Consider the following 15669-nt stretch of genomic DNA (forward strand, 5'->3'; position numbering starts at 1 on the left):
GCGCCGGCATCGCGTCCCGTTGCCCTGCGCGAGCCGGTATGCAGGGCGCAAATAACCGCCCCCGCGCCTTCGGCATGGAACAGAACGACCGTGCTATTTGTACGCTACACTTGCCCTGCCCGCCCGCATACGCTTGACTGGCGCGGAATGCCACACGAATGCCACATATATCGAACGGAGACAAGATGAAAGCCGTACTGTGCAAAGCCTGGGGCCCCCCTGATTCGCTGACCGTGGAAACCCTGCCTGACCTGGTGCCGGGCGCGGGCGAAGTGGTCATCGACGTGAAGGCGGCAGCGGTCAACTTCCCGGATGTGCTCATCATCCAGAACAAATACCAGGCCAAGCCTGCCCTGCCGTTCAGCCCCGGCTCCGAACTGGCGGGCGTGGTCAATGCCGTGGGCGAAGGCGTCACCCACGTCAAGCCGGGCGACAAAGTCATCGCCTACCTGGGCAACGGCGCATTTGCCACGCAGGCCAAGGCGCCCGCCGCTTCAGTGGTGCCGATGCCGCCCGGCATCGACTTCGAGACCGCCGCGGCCTTCACGCTGACCTACGGCACGTCGCACCATGCGGTGATCGACCGCGGCGAGCTGAAGGCGGGCCAGACCATGCTCGTGCTGGGCGCCGCCGGCGGCGTGGGCATCGCGGCGATCGAGATCGGCAAGGCCATCGGCGCGCGCGTGATCGCCGCCGCGTCGACCGACGAAAAGCTGGCGGTGTGCAAGGAACACGGTGCCGATGCGCTGATCAACTACAGCACCGAAGACCTGCGCGAGCGCGTCAAGGCGCTGACCGACGGCAAGGGCCCGGATGTCGTCTACGACCCGGTGGGCGGCATCTATGCCGAGCCGGCGTTCCGCTCGATCGGCTGGCGCGGCCGCTACCTGGTGGTGGGTTTTGCCAACGGCGAGATCCCGAAGCTGCCGCTGAACCTGGCGCTGCTCAAGGGCGCGTCGCTGGTGGGCGTGTTCTGGGGCGACTTCGTGCGCCGCGAGCCCAAGGCCAACCAGGCCAACATGGCGCAGATGCTGGGCTGGATGAAGGAAGGCAAGATCCGCCCGCATATCTCGGCGCGCTATCCGCTGGAACAGGCACCGCAGGCCCTCAAGGACATGGAAGCGCGCAAGGTGACCGGCAAGATCGTGATCGTGCCATGAGCGTGCCCTGAAGCACGCGCGAGGCGGCGGGCACCCTTCCCGGCCGCCCATAAAAGAAGGGCGCAGGACGTGCGGCAACGCCCTGCGCCCGCTGAGGCAACGCGCCTCAAGCTGCCTGCCGTCCTTGTCGGCGTACACCCCTACGCCAGGACGGCAGGCAGTTCCCAATCGTCAATCGTCAGTCGGCAAGCCTCTCCCGTCAGAAGCGGTGCTGCAGGCCGGCCATCACGCCGGTCTGGTTGTTGGCAAAGCCGACCAGGTCGCGCGACACGCTGACGTTCTGCCCATTGCGCGCCTCCGCATAGCCCACCGACAGGTAGGCCAGCGTGCGCTTGGACAGCGCGTACTGGCCGCGCAGCGAGAACAGGATCGGGTCGGCGTTGTTATCGCCCTTGATGTTCTGCTTGTAGACCGCGCCGTACAGCGTGAACGCCGGCGTGAAGTCGTAGCTGGCGCCGCCCCAGTACATATCGCTGCGGGCGTCGGCCGCGCCGGTGGTAAAGGTGCGCTTGTAGTTGCGGTAGCCGGCGAACAGCTTCAGGCCGCCGAAGTCGTAGCTGGCGCCCGCGTGGATGCCCTGGATGTAGTCGGTGCTGTCGGCTGGCGTGGTGCTGGTGCCGGTGCCATTCTGGCGGTCCCAGGTCGCCGCTGCGGCAAATTTGCCGGCGTTGTAGCCGACGCCGAGCGCGTACTTGGACGAACTCTTGAAATCGCCCGCCACTTCGCCCAACGCCACCGTGGCGCCCAGCTTCAGGCCGCCGAAGCTGCCGTCATAGCGGATCGCGTTGGACGCGCGCGAAAACAGACCGTCCTTGCGGCCTCCGGTGGCGGTCGACGACGTGGCCCACGAGTAGGCCGGCGCATAGCCCATCGGGTCGAACGGCAGCATGAAGTCGTAGGTCGTGGTGAAGGTGCGGCCGAGCACGACCTGGCCATACCGACTCGACAGCCCCACGGTGGCGCGGCGGTCGAACAGCGTGTTGTCGGTATCCAGCCGCCCGGTATCGATGGCGATGCCGCTTTCGAGGTTGAAGATGGCCTTGAGCCCGCCGCCCAGGTCTTCGCTGCCTCGGATACCCCAGCGGGACGTGTTCTTGCCGCCCGAGGTCAGCTTTACCGCCGACCCGTCCGGGCCGGCATGGCTGACGTATTCGATGCCGGCGTCCACCAGCCCGTACAGGGTCACGCTCGACTGGGCGGATGCCGACCCGGCTGCAGCCAGTCCCATCGTCGCGATTGCCATGGCCGTACGCTTCATGCTGTCTCCTTTGTTTGTGTGCTTGTTGTGGTCTTGATGCTGGAACGGGGCGGATGGTAGGCGACGCGCACTTTCAGTTCGCTTTCGGAATCGGCGCAATTTGCGCGTGCCGGCGCCGGGCGGGGTTGGGGGTTTCCCTAGCTTCTAAGGCGCAGCAGATCGCTGTATCAGTCTGGCCTCGGTCATCCGGCCGGATGGCCTTGCCGTTTTGCCGATCTTTTCGCTCTATCCCCGTTCCATGCGTATCCTGCTTGCCGAAGACAATGTGATGCTGGCCAACTCGCTGAACCAGGCTTTGGGCCAGGCCGGCTTCACAGTCGACTGCATGCACGACGGCCGCAGCGCCGACAGCCTGCTGTGCACGCAGGACTACGCCCTGCTGATCCTGGACCTCGGCCTGCCCGGACTCGACGGGCTGGAGGTGCTGCGCCGCCTGCGCCAGCGCCGCAACCCGCTGCCGGTGCTGATCCTGACAGCGCATGGCTCGGTGGAGGACCGCGTGCGCGGCCTCGACCTCGGCGCCGACGACTACCTGGCCAAGCCGTTCGACCTGTCCGAACTGGAGGCGCGCGCCCGCGCGCTGATCCGCCGCAGCCACGGGCATGACAACACGCAGCTGGCGTTCGGCCCGCTGCACTACGACAGCATCAGCCGCGCCTTCACGCTGCACGGCGAGCTGCTGGCGCTGACCGGCCGCGAGCGCGCCGTGCTGGAAGTGCTGATGCTGCGCGACGGGCGCGCGGTCAACAAGGCGGCGCTGTCGGAGAAGATCTTCGGCATCGACGAATCCGTGAACCCGGACGCGATCGAGATCTACGTGCACCGGCTGCGCAAGAAGCTCGATGGCAGCGGCGTGGCCATTGTCACGTTGCGCGGACTCGGCTACCTGCTCGAGTCGCGGCCGGCGTCGGCCTGAGCGACCGCGATGAAGATACCGCGCCAGCCACCAAGCCTGCGGCTGCAGCTGTCGCTGTGGCTGCTGGTGCCGCTGATGGTCCTGCTCGCGTTCGATGCCTGGCTCACGTACCAGCGTGCGATGTCGGCCGCGCATACCGCCTTCGACCGCACGCTGGAGGCGTCGCTGCGCGCCATGCGCGAAGGCATCCGGCTGCGCGAGGGGCGGCTCGACGTGGACCTGCCCAATCTTGCGCTGGAGCTGTTCGACGACCAGGCCGGCCCGCACATCTACTACCGCATCCGCGACGAAGACGGCGCCACCGTGACCGGCTACGACGACCTGCCGATGCCCGCCGAGGCGCCGCTGCAGCTCTACCGCACCGTGTTCTACGACACCGTGTTCCGCGAACAGCCGCTGCGCATGGCGGCGCAGCCCCTGCCGATCCACGACGTCGGCTCGGCGCGCACGCGGCTGGTGTGGGTGCTGGTCGGCGAAACCATCGAGCCGCGCCAGCTGCTGGCGCGCGATATCCTGGTCGGCTCGCTGCTGCAGGAGCTGATGCTGGTGACGCTGGCGCTGGCCATTGTCTGGTTCGGCGTGCGGCGCGGGCTGCGGCCACTGCACCGGCTCTCCGACGCGGTCGGGCGCCGCGGCACCCAGCTCGACCCGATCGAGCAAAAGGACCTGCCTGCGGAGATGAAGCCGCTGGTGCAGGCGCTCAACCAGTACATGGCGCGGCTATACAGTATGGTGCAGGCGCGCAAGCGCTTCTTCGCCGATGCCGCGCACCAGCTCAAGACACCGCTGGCGATCATCCAGGCGCAATCCGAACTGGCATTGCGCGAACGCGATGGCGAACGCGTGCGCGAGCATATGCGGCTGCTGCACGGCACCGTGCGGCATGCGTCCAAGGGCGTGCAGCAGTTGCTGTCGCTGTCGCGGCTGGAGCCCGATGCGGGCTACGCGCCGACGCTGCGGCCGCTGCGGCTCGATACGCTGGCGCAAGCCGTGGCGCTGGAATGGGCACCAGTGGCACGGGGCAAGGAGGTCGACCTGGGATTCGAGCAGGACGGGCCGGTGCAGCTCGACGGACAGGCAGAGCTGCTGCAGGAAATGACGGGCAACCTGATCGACAATGCGATCCGCTATGCGGGCCGTGGCGCGGTGGTCACCGTACGTGTTGCACTGTCAGGCGGCATGCCTGTGCTGCAGGTGGTGGACAACGGGCCAGGCATTGCGCCTGCCGAACGCGATGCGGTGTTCCGCCGCTTCTATCGCGGCGAGAGCGGACAGTCTGCGGAGGGCTCCGGGCTGGGCCTGTCGATAGTGCGCGAGATCGCGCGGCTGCACGGCGCCAGCGTGGTGCTGTCCGAGACGCCCGGTGGTGGCCTGACCGCCTCAGTCCGCTTCGGCGTCGCGGAAGCCGAGGATGCGTCCGAATGGCTTACAGTTTCTCCGTCTCCCCGCTCCTAGGCTGCCACTTCATCAGCCGCTTCTCGCCGATGCCGACCATCCAGTCCAGCATCAACGCAAACGCCGTCAGCACCACGATGCCGGCGAACACCGTGTTGATGTCGAAGGTGCCCTCGGCTTGCAGGATCAGGTAGCCCACGCCGCGCGCCGAGCCCAGGTACTCGCCCACCACCGCCCCGACAAAGGCCAGCCCGACCGAGGTATGCAGTGACGAAAACACCCAACTGGTCGCGCTCGGCAGGTACACATGGCGCAGCAGCTGATGCTGGTTGGCGCCCAGCATGCGCGCATTGGCGAGCACCACCGGGCTCACTTCCTTGACGCCCTGGTAGACGTTGAAGAAGACGATAAAGAAAACCAGCGTCACCGCCAGCGCCACCTTCGACCAGATCCCCAGGCCGAACCACACCGCGAAGATCGGCGCCAGGATCACGCGCGGCATCGAGTTCATCGCCTTGACGTAGGGATCCAGGATGGCCGACGTCATCGGGCTCAGCGCCAGCCACAGGCCCACGCCGAGGCCCGCCAGCGTGCCGATGCCGAAGGCCAGCACGGTCTCGAGCAGCGTCACGCCCAGGTGCAGGTAGATATCGCGTTCAATGAAGAACCAGTTCCAGATCCGCTGCGCGACCATCAGCGGTTCGCCGAAGAAGAAGGCAACCTGCTGCGAGCGCGTGGCGATATGCCAGACGCCCAGGATCACCAGCAGCACCAGCAGCTGCCAGACACGCAGCATGCCATTGGAGTCGTTACGGAATGCCATCGGGTTTCAGGTGTTGTTGTGATGACGTTGTGGAGGCCGGGCTCAGGCGACCTTGCGCTGCTGCGCATAGCCCTTGAGCACTTCCTCGCGCAGCACGTCCCAGATCGCGGCGTGCAGTTCGACAAAGCGCGGATGGTTGCGGATCTCGGCCACGTCACGCGGGCGCGGCAGGTCGATGGCGAACTCGCCGATGGGATGCGTCGCCGGGCCTGCCGACAACACCACCACGCGATCGCTCATGGCGATGGCCTCGTCCAGATCGTGGGTGATGAACAGCACGGCCTTGCGCTTGGCGGCCCACAGGTCCAGCACCTCGTTCTCCATCAGCTGTCGCGTCTGGATATCGAGCGCGGAGAACGGCTCGTCCATCAGGATGATGTCCGGATCCAGCACCAACGTCTGCGCCAGCGCCACACGCTTGCGCATGCCGCCGGAAAGCTGGTGCGGATAACGGTCACCGAAGCCGCCCAGGCCCACGCGCCGCAGCCATTCCTCGCCCTGCCGCACGGCCTCCGCGCGCGCCACGCCGCGGAATTCGAGCCCCGCGACGACGTTGTCGAGCGCGCTGCGCCATGGCATCAGCGCCTCGGTCTGGAACATGTAGCCGGCGCGCCGGTTGATGCCGCGCAGCGGCTCGCCAAACACGCGTATCTCGCCGCTGGAGGGCTCCAGCAGGCCGGCGCCGACGTTCAGCAGCGTCGACTTGCCGCAGCCGGTCGGACCGACCACCGAGACGAACTCGCCCGGCTGGATCGACAGCGTGACGTCCTTGACCGCGGTATAGCGCTGGCTGCGGTCATCGCGCGAGACAAAGGTGCAGGTGACCTTGTCGAGGGAAAGTGCGGGAATGCTCATGGTGCGCCGTGTCGTTCGCCGTCCGTGCCGCTGGCGAGTGATGAGGGGGTTGCCGCTTCCGCCGCAAAGCAAAGGCCCGCTGCGGGCAGCGGGCCGGTGTCGTGCGCGATACGGTCTTACTTGTACTTCGCGTTGGCCTTCTGCACGAAGGCGTTGGTGTAGGTCTCTTCCAGCTTGATCGGCTTGCCCTTGAGCTCGGCATCGAACTGCTGCAGCGTGCTCAGCGCGGTGCGCGGGCCATCGGCCGGCATGGTGCCGTCCGGCGAGATCGCTTCCTTGACCTTGTCCCACGCAGCCAGGTACAGCGCGCGGTCGCCCAGCAGGTAGCTTTCCGGCACGGTCTTGACGATGTCCGACGGGCCGGCCTTCTGCAGCCACTTCAGCGCGCGCACCATGGCGTTGGTCAGCGCCTGCGTGGTGTTGGGATTCTGCTGGATAAAGGCCTGCGACGCATACAGGCAGCCCGACGGCATGTTGCCGCCGAACACCGCCTGCGTGTCCTTGAGCGTGCGCGTGTCCGAAGCGATGCGCACCTCGTTCTTCTGCGTCAGCATCGAGACTACCGGGTCGAGGTTGGCCATGGCATCGATCTGCCCCGAGCGCATCGCCGCCACCGCGCCGGCGCTGGCGCCCACGCCGATGAACGAGACGTCCGACGGCTTCAGGCCATGCTTGGCCAGCACGAAGTTGGCCATCATGTTGGTCGACGATCCCGGCGCGGTCACGCCGATCTTCTTGCCCTTCAGGTCGGCGATCGACTTGAAGTTGGGCATGGTCTTGTTCGACACCACCAGAACGATCTGCGGCGCACGGCCTTGCAGCACGAATTCCTGGTAGCGCTGGCCCTTGGCCTGCAGGTTGATGGTGTGCTCGTAGGCGCCCGAGACCACGTCGGCGCTGCCGCCCACCACGGCCTGCAGCGCCTTGGCACCGCCGGCGAAGTCGACGATCTCGACGTCCAGGCCTTCGTCCTTGAAGTAGCCCTGGCGCTCGGCGATGGTCAGCGGCAGGTAGTAGAACAGGTTCTTGCCGCCGACCGCGATGGTGACCTTGGTTTTCTCCGGCTTGCCCTGCGCCTGCGCATAACTGAAGGTGAACCAGCCGGCCAGGAACAGCGCCAGCGCGATCAGAAACTGCTTCCAGAATTTGTTGTTATACATGCTTGCCTCCTACCCGTTTCCTGTCCGTTTGGATTCGGACGGCGATGCGTGAAAGCACGGCGTGCCGCCGTGCGGCAAGTTGCGATGCTACCCGGCGGATTTCCGGTTCGCATCGGTATCTCTACCTATCCGAACGTCGCCACACGGCAGAATGGGCCGCACGTCGCGGCCCGTCCTGCTGCACTGCCCTGCTTCTTATTCGGCGTGGATATCGGCGGACTTGATCACCTTGCCCCAGCGCACCAGTTCCGCCTTCTGATACTGCGCCAGCTGCTGCGGGTTCATGTACTTCGCCTCGGCGCCCAGTTCCTCGGCCTTCTTGCGGAAGGCTTCGGTACGCATGATCTTCTCGATCTCGCCGGTGAGCTTGTCAACCACGGCCTTGGGCGTGCCGGCCGGCGCATACATCGCGAACCACGACGACACGTCGAGGTCAGGGTAGCCGGCCTCGGGTGCCGACGGCACGTCCTTCAGGCTGGGCAGGCGCGTCTTGCTGGTCACCACCAGCGGGCGCAGCTTGCCGGCGGCGATATGGCCCATCAGCGGCGGCGGCGTGGTCATGGTGAGGTCGACCGTACCGCCCAGCAGGTCGGTGATGGCCGGCCCGGTGCCCTTGTACGGAACGTGCGCGATCCTGGTGCCGGCCATCTGGTTCAGCAGCTCGGTCGAGACGTGCTGCAGCGAACCGTTGCCCGACGACGCGTAGTTGAGCTTGTCCGGGTTGGCCTTGGCGTACGCGACCAGTTCCTTCAGCGACTTGACCGGCAGGTTCTGGCGCACCACCAGCACCTGCGGCGCCGACAGGATATTGGCCACCGGCGCGAAGTCCTTGACCGGATCCCACGACAGGTTCTTCATCAGCAGCGGCGTGATGACGTGGAAGCCCGAGTACTGCAGCATCAGCGTGTAGCCGTCAGGCTTGGCGCGCGCCACCAGTTGCGCGGCGATGCCGCCGTTGCCGCCGGGCCGGTTGTCGACCACGACCGGCTGGCCAAGCGCCTTGGACAGCGGCTCCGAAATCATCCGTGCCGCGATGTCGGTGGTGCCGCCTGCCGCGGCGGATACCACCAGCGTGATCGGGCGGCTGGGATAGGCGTCCTGCGCCAGCGCAGAAGGCGCCAGCCACGCGGCACCAAGCGCCGCCAGCGTGGCAGCGACGGCCTTGCGCCGGGCGGTGAAGGTGGACGTGGCGGGCGTGGCTGCGTTGCGTTGAAGGAATTGCTTCATGAGGGTCTCCATTTGTATTGCCAATGTCTTGTTGTTGTCCGGGTGCGGCACTAGGCTTGCGCCGCGAAATGCTCCGCCATCCATGCCGGCGGCTGGTGCGTGCGCAGGCGCGGGCCAGCGCTGAGCAACTGGCTGTGGATGTCGCGTCCGACCAGCGCCGGCAGGCCGGCCACCGCGTCGAGCAGCGCACCGAGGCTGACGCCGGTCTGCACGCCCATGCAGTCGAACATGTGGACCAGGTCCTCGGTGCTGACGTTGCCGCTGGCACCGGGCGCGTACGGGCAGCCGCCCAGGCCGCCGGCGGCCGCGTCGAAGCGGGTCACGCCGGTCTCCCATGCCGCCAGTGCATTGGCCAGGCCCATGCCGCGCGTGTTGTGCAGATGGATGGTCAGGCCGGTGCCGGGCAGCGCTGCCTGGAACCGCTCGCACAGCGCGGCCACTTGCGTGGGATAGGCCATGCCGGTGGTGTCGCACAGCGTGATGCCCGCCGCGCCGGCTTCGGCAAAGCGCGTGGCCAGCGCCATCACCGCGTCGGCATCGACCTCGCCCTCGAAGGGGCAACCGAACACCGTCGACAGCGAGATGTTGACCGGCACGCCGGCCGTGCCGGCGGCTTCGATCATCGCCAGCAACTGCGCCTGCGACTGCTCGCGCGTCATGCGCAGGTTGGCGCGGTTGTGGATCTCGCTGGCCGACATCACCAGGTTGACCTCGTCAGGCCAGCACGACAGCGCGCGTTCCAGGCCGCGCAGGTTGGGCACCAGGACGGTGTAGCGCACGCCGGGATGGCGCTGCATGCGGTGCATCACCGCTTCGGCATCGGCCAGCGCGGGGATGGCCCGCGCCGACGTGAACGAGGTGGCTTCGATGCGGGCGAAGCCGCAGGCCGACAGCGCATCGACGAAGGCGACCTTGCCGTCGGTACGCACCACCACCGGCTCGATCTGCAGGCCGTCGCGCGGCGCGACTTCATTGATTTCGACACGGGCCGGGCCGCGCAGCTGGGCGGCGGCGCTCATGCGATCACCTTGCGCGCGCGCAGGTCGGCAATGGCGGCATCATCGAAGCCCGCCTGCTTCAGCACCGCATCGGTATGCTCGCCCAGCGCAGGCGCGCGATCATGGATGCCGCCCGGGCTCGCCGACAGCTTGGGCACCACGCCCGGCACTTCCACGGTCAGGCCGCCGGCCGAGGTCACCGACTCGATCACGCCGCGGGCGCGGTAGTGCGGGTCTTCGGCAATGTCCTTGACGGTATAGATGCGCCCCGACGGCACCTGCGCCTCGCGCAGTACCGCCAGCACCGATTCCACCGTCTGCGTGCGGGTCCAGTCGGCGATGGCGGCATCGATCTCGTCAACGCGTTTCACGCGGCCGTCGTTCTGCGCCAGCGCCGGGTCATCGGCCAGGTCAGGCCGGCCGATGGCCTGCATCATGCGCTTGAAGATGGCATCGCCGTTGGCCGCCACCAGCACGTATTCGCCGCTGCTGCACGGATAGGCGTTGGACGGAGCGATGCCGGGCAGCGCGCCGCCGGCGGGCTGGCGCACCGCGCCAAAGGCGGAGTATTCCGGCAGCAGGCTTTCGCTCAGGTTGAACAGCGACTCATACAACGCCACGTCGATCACCTGCCCTTCACCGCCGCGCGCATCGCGCTGGTACAGCGCCAGCAGCACGCCCATGGCGCCGTGCAGGCCGGCGATGGTGTCGCCCAGCGACAATCCGGCGCGCACCGGCGCGCGGCCCGGCTCGCCGGTCAGGTGACGCAGTCCCGCCATGGCCTCGGCCACCGCGGCAAAGCCCGGCTCGTCCTTCTTGGGGCCGGTCTGGCCATAGCCCGACACGCGCAGCATGATCAGGCGCGGGTTGTCGGCATGCAGCACGTCCCAGCCCAGGCCCCACTTTTCCATGGTGCCGGGACGGAAATTCTCGATCAGCACATCGGCCTCGGCAGCCAGTTTGCGCACCAGCGCCTGCCCTTCCGGCTGGCGCAGGTCGATGCAGATCGACTCCTTGTTGCGCGACTGGGCTTCCCACCACACCGACGTGCCCTCATGCAGCATGCGCCATTTGCGCAGCGGATCGCCCTGCCCGGGCGGCTCTACCTTGATGATGTGGGCACCGAAATCGGCCAGGGTTTTCGCTGCAAAGGGGCCGGCGATAAGTTGCCCGAGTTCGAGGACGCGGATGCCCTCGAGTATCTGTTGCGCCATGGCGTGTCTCCGTGCAATGCGGGGGATTTGTTGCGCCGCGGAAACTCGATCCGCTGATCGATACCGCCGCGTCTGTCATTGGCACGGAGTGTGCCCCAGCCAGGGGCGAGCCAGGAATCGGCAATCGGAGAAGCGGGTTTTCTCGGAACGCGAAAGGCTCCGGGGGCGCTTGCCGCCCAAGGCGTCAGAACGGCGCCCTATCCCCGCAAAGATGGGTGATGAGCAGCCGCGCCGACACCGTCAGGCCTGCCGGGTCGCGCAGGCCGATCAGCAGCGAGCGGCGCGCCCAGGCATCCTGCAGCGACACCAGCGACAAACCCATCGACTTGACGTGCGGCTCGGCGGCGATGCGCGGCAGCACACCCACGCCGAGGCCGGCCATCACCATGCGGCACATGGCATCGAAGCTGCGCACCTGGATGCGCAGGCGGAACGGCCGGTCGAGCCGGCTGCTCTCCTCCAGCAGCCGCGCCGCCAGCGAGGTTTCCTGCGGCAGGCTGACGAAGTCGAATTCGAGCGTGTCGGCGTAGCGCACCGGGCCGCGCGCAGCCAGCGGATGGTTGGGCGGCGTGATGATGACCAGTTCGTCCTGACGGTACTCGATCGTCATCAGCCCCGCCGCCGGGGTGCGGTCGGCAAAGATGCCGACGTCGGCGCGGTTCTCCACCAGCGCGGCGACGATGTCACGGCTGTTCTGCTCTTCCAGCTCGATGCGGATGGTGGGATGGCGCTGCATGAACGACGCCAGGTCGTCCGGCAGGAACTGCGTGATGGCCGACGTGTTGGCGCACACGCGCACCTGCCCGCGCACGCCGGATGCATAGTCGGACATCACGCCGGCCATGCGTTCAACATCCTGCAAGATGGTCAGCGCATGGTGGAAGCAGGCCTGCCCGGCTTCGGTCAGCTGCACGCCGGCGGCATGGCGGAAAAACAGCGGCGCGCCTACCGCGGTCTCCAGGTCCGAAATACGCTTGCTGGCGGCCGCAACGGCCAGGTGCGACTGGCGCGCGCCGGCCGAGATGCTGCCCTGTCGTGCCACGGCGACGAACAAGCCAAGCGTGACGAGATCGAAGCGGGCCAGGTTCATGGGGCAGGCAGGGACGCGGAAGAAAGCGGAAAACGGAAAGCGGGAAGCGGCGCGCGGGCATGCAGCCCCGCGCGGCCGGGATCAGAGGTTGCGGCGGTCCATCACCGCGCGCGCGATGGTGCCGGCGTCGACGTATTCCAGCTCGCCGCCGACCGGCACGCCGCGCGCCAGGCGCGACACCTTGAGGCCCCGCGCCTTCAGCATTTCGCCGATGTAGTGGGCGGTGGCCTCGCCTTCGCTGGTGAAGTTGGTAGCGACGATGACTTCGCCCACCGGGCCGCCCAGCTCTGGCTCGATGGCGCGCGCGAGCAGCCGGTCCAGGTGGATTTCGCGCGGGCCGATGCCGTCCAGCGGCGACAGCCGGCCCATCAGCACGAAGTACTTGCCGCGGTAAGTCAGGGTCTGCTCGATCATGACCTGGTCGGCCGGCGTTTCCACCACGCACAGCAGCGCGGCGTCGCGGCGGTCATCCAGGCAGGTCTCGCAGATATCCTGCTCGGTGAAGGTATTGCAGCGCTGGCAGTGGCGGATATGGTCCGCCGCGCCGCGCAGCGCGTCGCCCAGCTTGCGCGCGCCCTCGCGGTCATGCTGCAGCAGGTGGTAGGCCATGCGCTGGGCGGACTTGGGCCCGACGCCCGGCAGCACCCGCAGCGCCTCGACCAGCGCCTGCAGCGAAGTTGGCGCGGAACCCTTCACACCCGCTTTCACGCTTGCCTTCAGAACGGCAGCTTGAAGCCCGGGGGCAGCGGCAGGCCCGAGGTCATCGAGCCCATCTTTTCCTGCGTGGTGGCCTCGGCCTTGCGCACGGCGTCATTGAAGGCGGCGGCGACGAGATCTTCCAGCAGGTCCTTGTCCTCGCCCTCGGCCAGCAGGCTGGGGTCGATGGTGACGCGCTTGACGTCGTTCTTGCAGGTCATGACCACCTTGACGAGACCGGCGCCGGACTGGCCCTCGACCTCGATCTGCGCCAACTGCTCCTGCATCTTCTTCATGTTTTCCTGCATCTGCTGGGCTTGCTTCATCAGCCCGGCGAGTTGACCTTTCATCATGATGGAACGCTCCTGGATTCGGTAGGGAATTCGGTGGTGGAAATTCGTGGCAGGCCGTGGCCGTCAGGCCGCGCGCGGCTGGATCGAGCCCGGCACGATCTGGCCGCCAAAGTCGCGCAGCAGCCCTTGCACAAAGGGATCGGCCTCGATCACGGCCTCCGCTTCGCGCTGGCGTTCGGCACGTGCCTGGGCATCGGCCGCCGCGGCGGTGACCGCGACCGCGCCGACTTCGCACAACACGCGCACCGGCTGGCCGAAATGGTCGCACAGTACCTGTTGCAGGCGATCGGCGACGCCGTTCTCGCCGAGGGCTGCCACCGGGATGCGCAGGTTGAAGGTATTGCCGACCACCTGCGTCAGTTCGCTCTGGTACGCCAGCTGTTGCGCCAGGCCCTTGAGCGGCAAGCCGGCAGCCAGCGCCGGCCAGTCGCCGGCGAAGACAGGTGGCGAACCGTCTTCGCCCGCTGCGGGCGGGCGCGGGGCGACGTACTTGGCGCCCTCGGCCGGTGCTGCCGGCGTGGCGGCCTCGCGCACAGGCTCGGCTTCGCGCACGGGCGCGCTGGCGGGCCTGGTCGCGCCGTTGCGTGGGTTGACACGTGCCGGCGGCTCGCTGAATCCGTTGTCGCTGAAGCCGTTGTCACGCTCATCCGCACGGAAACCCGGGTCGCTGTCATAGGGGCCGATCACCGGCAAATCCGGCGGCAGGTCTTCCCATGGCGGCACGTCGCTGCCGCCGGACATCTCCCACGGCGGCACCGATTCGGGTTCAGGCTGGCGCGCCGCCGGAGCCGGCCTGGCGGGCGCTGCCGAGGGCACCTGCACAGCGCGCTGCGCCGGTGCCTGGGCTTGCGCGGACGGCTGCGGAGCCGGCCGGGCCGGCGCCGCGGCGGGACGGCTCACGGCCGCGGCACCAGGCGCGCGCAAAGGCTGTGCCGGCGGACGCTGCGCGCCCGCCGCTGCAGCGGCGGGCGCGGCAGGCGGCGGGGCATTGCGCGAGCCACCGCGCGCGGATGCCGCACGGGCGGCCGCCAGCGCGGCACGGGCCGGCGACATGGCAGCGTCTGGCGTGGGGCGTGCCGGTGCTGTGGGTGCAGCCTGTGCGGTCGGTGCAGCGGGCTCGGCTACTGGTTCGGATACGGGTGCCGGTGCGGCCGGCTTTGCCGCCGCCGGCATCGGCGCCGCCACAGTGGCCGGCGCAGCCGGTGCTGCCGGTGCGGCCGTCACAGCGGGCGAAGCCGCCACGGTGGCATGCCGGGGCGTGGCCGGATCGGCCGCCAGCGCCGCACTGCGGGGCCGCGACGGCGCAGCGCCGCCCCCCTGCCCTTGCGCAACGGTCGGGGGCGTCGGCTCCGGCGATGCCGACGGCCGGAACGCCAGCATGCGCAGCAACGTCATGGTGAAGCCGGCATACTCGTCCGGCGCCAGCGCCAGCTCGCTGCGGCCGAGGTTGGCAATCTGGTAGAACAGCTGCACTTCCTGCGCGTCGAACACGCCGGCGAGACGGCGCACATCGTCCGCCTCCGGCCATTCGTCCTGCACCGAAGCCGGCACGGCCTGCGCCAGCGCCACCTTGTGCAGCAGCGAGCCCAGGTCCTGCAGCGCGCCGGCAAACGACAGGCTGCGGTCGGCCATGGCATCGGCGATGCCCAGCATGGCGGCGCCGTCCTCGGCGGCGAGCGCATCGAGCAGCTGCACCAGGTAGCCCTGGTCGATCGCGCCCAGCATGCCGCGCACCGCGTCCTCGGAGACCTGTCCCGCGCTGTAGGCAATGGCCTGGTCGGTCAGCGACAGCGCGTCGCGCATCGAGCCATGCGCGGCCTGCGCCAGCAGCCGCAGCGCGTTGCCGTCATGGGCGATGCCTTCCTGCGCCAGGATATGGTCCAGGTGCGAGACGATATGCCCCGGCGGCATCTGCTTGAGGTTGAACTGCAGGCAGCGCGACAGCACCGTGACCGGGATCTTCTGCGGATCGGTGGTGGCGAGGATGAACTTCACGTGGCCGGGCGGCTCTTCCAGCGTCTTCAGCATGGCGTTGAAGGCGTGGTTGGTGAGCATGTGCACTTCATCGATCATGTAGACCTTGAAGCGCCCGGTGCCCGGCGCGTAGACCGCCTTGTCGAGCAGCTGCGCCATCTCGTCGACGCCGCGGTTGGAGGCGGCGTCCATCTCGATGTAGTCGACGAAGCGGCCGCTGTCGATCTCGGTGCAGGCCTTGCACACCCCGCATGGCTGTGCGGTGATGCCGCCGTTGCCGTCAGCGCCAGTGCAGTTCAGGGCCTTGGCCAGGATCCGCGACAGCGTGGTCTTGCCGACCCCGCGCGTGCCGGTGAACAGGTAGGCGTGGTGCAGCCGCTGCTGTTCCAGCGCGTGCGTGAGCGCGCGGACCACGTGCTCCTGGCCGACCAGCGTGGTGAAATCCCTGGGGCGCCATTTGCGCGCTAGAACTTGATAACTCATGGCGGCGATTGTAGCAAATGGCGACCATCCGCTGCCCGCCGCGGGGCCGGAGTTTGCGGCCTGGCGC

Annotated in this window: 14 protein-coding genes; 3 read left to right on the forward strand and 11 right to left on the reverse strand. The window is 68.0% G+C overall.

The window, feature by feature from the left end; genetic code table 11:
- The first annotated feature begins 185 nt into the window (after window positions 1-185).
- A complete protein-coding gene (locus ACIP1U_RS07945) occupies window positions 186-1160 on the forward strand; it encodes an NADPH:quinone oxidoreductase family protein (protein WP_116320375.1) in 975 nt (324 codons plus the stop codon).
- Between the two features lie 199 nt (window positions 1161-1359).
- On the opposite strand, the gene ACIP1U_RS07950 is transcribed toward ACIP1U_RS07945, so the two are convergent.
- Window positions 1360-2418 (reverse strand): porin, encoded by a 1059-nt coding sequence (locus tag ACIP1U_RS07950; protein ID WP_400313587.1) that lies wholly within the window; start codon window positions 2416-2418, stop codon window positions 1360-1362.
- 238 nt (window positions 2419-2656) lie between these two features.
- Here ACIP1U_RS07950 and ACIP1U_RS07955 point away from each other — a divergent pair, with 238 nt between their 5' ends.
- Window positions 2657-3334, forward strand: coding sequence for a response regulator (locus ACIP1U_RS07955; protein ID WP_400313590.1), 678 nt, complete (start codon window positions 2657-2659; stop codon window positions 3332-3334).
- A 9-nt stretch (window positions 3335-3343) separates the two neighbouring features.
- A complete protein-coding gene (locus tag ACIP1U_RS07960; RefSeq protein WP_400313593.1) occupies window positions 3344-4789 on the forward strand; it encodes a sensor histidine kinase N-terminal domain-containing protein in 1446 nt (481 codons plus the stop codon).
- Here the strand turns inward: ACIP1U_RS07960 and ACIP1U_RS07965 are convergent.
- The 10 genes from ACIP1U_RS07965 to ACIP1U_RS08010 all read right to left on the reverse strand — a co-directional run bounded on the left by ACIP1U_RS07965 (window position 4761) and on the right by ACIP1U_RS08010 (window position 15602).
- A complete protein-coding gene (locus tag ACIP1U_RS07965; protein ID WP_400313596.1) occupies window positions 4761-5552 on the reverse strand; it encodes an ABC transporter permease in 792 nt (263 codons plus the stop codon). The two genes, ACIP1U_RS07960 and ACIP1U_RS07965, sit on opposite strands and share 29 nt — an antisense overlap.
- Window positions 5553-5594: 42 nt before the next feature.
- A complete protein-coding gene (locus ACIP1U_RS07970) occupies window positions 5595-6407 on the reverse strand; it encodes an ABC transporter ATP-binding protein (RefSeq protein ID WP_400313599.1) in 813 nt (270 codons plus the stop codon).
- 116 nt (window positions 6408-6523) lie between these two features.
- Window positions 6524-7567, reverse strand: a complete 1044-nt coding sequence (locus ACIP1U_RS07975) for an ABC transporter substrate-binding protein (protein WP_400313601.1) — start codon at window positions 7565-7567, stop codon at window positions 6524-6526.
- A gap of 195 nt (window positions 7568-7762) precedes the next feature.
- Window positions 7763-8794, reverse strand: coding sequence for a Bug family tripartite tricarboxylate transporter substrate binding protein (locus ACIP1U_RS07980; RefSeq protein ID WP_400313603.1), 1032 nt, complete (start codon window positions 8792-8794; stop codon window positions 7763-7765).
- Between the two features lie 50 nt (window positions 8795-8844).
- Window positions 8845-9813 carry a hydroxymethylglutaryl-CoA lyase gene (locus ACIP1U_RS07985; RefSeq protein ID WP_400313606.1) on the reverse strand — a complete coding sequence of 323 codons (969 nt, stop codon included), beginning with the start codon at window positions 9811-9813 and terminating at the stop codon, window positions 8845-8847.
- Entirely contained in the window at window positions 9810-11006 is a 1197-nt protein-coding gene (locus ACIP1U_RS07990; protein WP_400313609.1) for a CaiB/BaiF CoA transferase family protein, read from the reverse strand. Before ACIP1U_RS07990 ends, ACIP1U_RS07985 begins: the two co-directional genes overlap by 4 nt.
- A 184-nt stretch (window positions 11007-11190) precedes the next feature.
- Complete coding sequence (locus tag ACIP1U_RS07995; protein ID WP_400313612.1) at window positions 11191-12096, reverse strand: LysR substrate-binding domain-containing protein; 906 nt, start codon at window positions 12094-12096, stop codon at window positions 11191-11193.
- A gap of 81 nt (window positions 12097-12177) precedes the next feature.
- Window positions 12178-12792, reverse strand: coding sequence for a recombination mediator RecR (gene recR, locus ACIP1U_RS08000; RefSeq protein WP_400313844.1), 615 nt, complete (start codon window positions 12790-12792; stop codon window positions 12178-12180).
- 20 nt (window positions 12793-12812) lie between these two features.
- Window positions 12813-13145, reverse strand: coding sequence for a YbaB/EbfC family nucleoid-associated protein (locus ACIP1U_RS08005; RefSeq protein ID WP_012353187.1), 333 nt, complete (start codon window positions 13143-13145; stop codon window positions 12813-12815).
- Window positions 13146-13208: 63 nt separating this feature from the next.
- Window positions 13209-15602: a DNA polymerase III subunit gamma/tau gene (locus tag ACIP1U_RS08010; RefSeq protein WP_400313615.1), complete on the reverse strand. Its 2394-nt coding sequence runs from the start codon at window positions 15600-15602 to the stop codon at window positions 13209-13211.
- Window positions 15603-15669 lie beyond the last annotated feature (67 nt).

The organism is Cupriavidus sp. NPDC089707 (genome assembly GCF_044748965.1).
Classification (GTDB): domain Bacteria; phylum Pseudomonadota; class Gammaproteobacteria; order Burkholderiales; family Burkholderiaceae; genus Cupriavidus.